This window comes from Synechococcus sp. MU1655 (assembly GCF_023630655.1).
In the GTDB taxonomy this organism is placed as follows: Bacteria; Cyanobacteriota; Cyanobacteriia; order PCC-6307; family Cyanobiaceae; genus Synechococcus_C.
Genome location: NZ_JAKUHK010000251.1, coordinates 1 through 2,775, shown reverse-complemented (window position 1 = coordinate 2,775; position 2,775 = coordinate 1). Strand labels below are relative to the sequence as shown.

The following is a 2,775-nucleotide window of genomic DNA, read 5'->3' as shown; positions in this document are numbered from 1 at the left end:
GGAAAGCACTTCATCATGTCGCGCACCCGAAAGCTGACGCGACGATGCATTTGCACTTCGTGCTCGAAATCTCGAAATTGCTGAGGGGTCGGTAGTTCACCCCAGATCAACAAATACGTGGTCTCCAGAAAACTGCTGTGGACCGCGAGGTCATCGAGGGAGTAGCCCCGATAGGAGAGGCGCCCCTGCAGTCCGTCAATGTCACAAATTGAGGATTGGGTGGCGGGAACACCCTCCAGACCAGGTCTGAACACCAACCCCGTGCGTTCATGCCGGATTTCAGGACCGCCGGTCTGATTCACCACCACCCACAACGACAACTCATCAACGCAACCTAAACGCAGCCCGGCAACAACAGACGTGGTCTTAGCAACCCCTGCAGCTGCGCTACGCCGCGCGGATCTGGGTGGGATGCCTCCCAACGGAGATGGCAAAGCCCTGCCTTACGCAAACGCAGGCCACCAGATCGCGCACCGATCAACTCCGCAGCCAGCAAACTCAAATCAGGTTCGTGCCCCACAAGCAGACACGAGCCTTGCAAGCGCCGAACCAAGGGCCATGGATCCCCCCCAGGCGCAAGACAACTGATGAGCTCAACCTTTGGAGCCATGCCAGTTTTGACCGCCAGCTCAGCTGTTTCACGCGCTCGACGATAAGGACTGCTGTACAAGCGCTCGGCGATCAATCCGAGATCGCGCAGACGGCTACACACCTTGAACGTGCGCTCAAGGCCCAAAGGCGTCAGACCACGATCCGGATGATCCGCGCCTTGGTGGCGCTCTTCAGCAATACCGTGACGGAACAGCAGCAGATCAACCAAACCGGAGCTGAGCCCTCAGTCTCAAGCGGTTGGAACCGACTTGATCAACGCCCTCCTCTTCTTGGTCGACACCAGCAGCCAAAGCAAGCTCCTGCACCGCTGGGAGCAGGGGCCGTCCAGCCACCGACTGAATCAAGCTCCAGGGCCGCCACTTTTGAAGCTGAGCGCGGCTGGGCTCGGTTGCCAATGCCAACTGTTGCGCCAGAGGGGCCACCCCCTCGTCCTGCAAGGCCTCTAGTTGATCCAAACGAGGCTCGAGGGCTGAATGATCCTGACGCGTTGTCAGAGCATCCAATGTTTGCCCCCACCAGTCTTGGCCGGATTCGCGTTCTAAGGCCACGGCAAGCTGGGCCTGGAGCGAGGCTTCACCCCGCTTCCGCTGCCTGGCTAGCCGGGTCCATACCTCAAGAGCTGAGCCTTCAGAGGGGAGGGCCGAACGCACAAGCCCCTTGGACTGGAGGTCCGCATCCACAGCCTCCAAACCGGGCTGATCACTGGATGTTCCCAACAGCCAACCCTCGTCTCCCTGCTTCCAAAGCAGTGGGCCCGCATTCAACCCCACCACGGCTGAAGCCCCCTCGGTTCCAAGCGTTTGAAGCGTCTCCTCAAGAACAGGCGCCAACCATTGGGCGACGGGGTCCTCACTCTGAGGGCTGAGGAGGCCGGCAGGATCCGAGAGCACAGCCAAGGCAGTGGCAGATCCACCAGCTGAACGCATCAAAGACCGAGACAGCGTTAACCCATTCCCTGAGCTCCCAAGCGGCTGTTGAAAACGCAAGACAGCATCCAGATTGAGGGCCGTCCCTTTGGGTTCCAGTGCTGCCACTAGGCCAACAAGGTCATCGTGATCAGAGATTGAGCGAGGCATCCCTAGCCACCTCGCCATCGCAACGGGATCGGCGGTTAGCAGAGCCGCACCACGCCCGAGCTGCTGCAAATCCGCGACAAGAGCTTCGTCTCCAAGTTGGTGCAGAGCATCCAGCTGAGATACATCCAGGGACTGCTCCAGCACACCACGGCTGGAGGCGATTAGAAGCAGGTCATCGTCGATCAAGGCGGTAGCGATGGGTTGTGGCTCTCGACCAAGCAGCGCTCCGCGGCCGCTGATCACACCAATACCGCGATAGCGACTGATTTGCAGATCGGTTCCAGCCAAACTGCGGGTTTGCCAAAAGCGTTGGAGAAAACGCTTGGCACCGTCTTGATCAAGGCTGGTGAGGGCAAGCACCCAACCCGCCGGTGCATCGGAGACCGGAGCAATCAAAGACAGGCTGACCTGGGGACCGATCCAATCCGCGAGTTCCCCCACAAAATCCAAGCCCGCTAGGGCAAAGGCTCCATCCCGCAATTGCTGCGTGCTGTCACGCGCTTGGCGTCGGCGTGAGACGGGTGCCACCGCCTGGGCATACGCAGGCATGCGTACAGGATCAGCGAGCCAATGCAAACTGAGCGATGCGTCTCTAGGTACAAACCGAGCGGCTCGTGGCAACACGAGGGGTTGCCCGACAAGTTTGAGGGGACTCTGCTCTGCCATCGCCCACCACAAGCCCAATGCGGTGGTTAGCAGCAACACCACCGCTGCAGCGATAGCTAATAGGAAGGAACGCGCCTTCATGACGCAGCAGGCGTGGGTATGACCTCATCTTTATTCATGATGAATCCCATGACATCCTCTTCACCCCAATCCATCAGCGCCAGAGGCCTTCAAGAGTGGCTGTCGAGCGGCACCTCCCTTCAGCTCGTGGATGTTCGTGAGCATTCCGAAGTGGACATCGCTCCCTTCCCCGGACAGGTGGAACATTTACCGCTGAGCGAATCCAATCTCTGGCTCTCCGAGCTGACCACAAGGCTGACGACCAGCAAGCCCATCGTGGTGATTTGTCACGCCGGGATCCGCAGCAGGAACTTTGGTTGCTGGCTCTTAGAGCAAGGACAGGGGTACGACGTTTGGAACT

The 2,775-nt window shown here is 59.4% G+C and carries 4 protein-coding genes; 1 reads left to right on the top strand and 3 read right to left on the bottom strand.

Going from position 1 to position 2,775, the window contains the following annotated elements; genetic code table 11:
* The 3 genes from NCN04_RS10215 to NCN04_RS10205 form a co-directional block, all read right to left on the bottom strand.
* Window positions 1-320: citrate/2-methylcitrate synthase (locus NCN04_RS10215; protein WP_284498713.1), on the bottom strand; the 320-nt coding region annotated here is incomplete at its 3' end.
* A gap of 14 nt (window positions 321-334) precedes the next feature.
* Complete coding sequence (locus tag NCN04_RS10210) at window positions 335-820, bottom strand: SixA phosphatase family protein (RefSeq protein ID WP_250396026.1); 486 nt, start codon at window positions 818-820, stop codon at window positions 335-337.
* A complete protein-coding gene (locus NCN04_RS10205) occupies window positions 813-2,435 on the bottom strand; it encodes a DUF3352 domain-containing protein (protein WP_250396025.1) in 1,623 nt (540 codons plus the stop codon). The genes NCN04_RS10210 and NCN04_RS10205 overlap by 8 nt, the downstream gene beginning before the upstream one ends.
* A 48-nt stretch (window positions 2,436-2,483) precedes the next feature.
* Here NCN04_RS10205 and NCN04_RS10200 point away from each other — a divergent pair.
* The coding region (locus NCN04_RS10200; protein ID WP_250396024.1) for a rhodanese-like domain-containing protein at window positions 2,484-2,775 on the top strand (292 nt) is incomplete at its 3' end.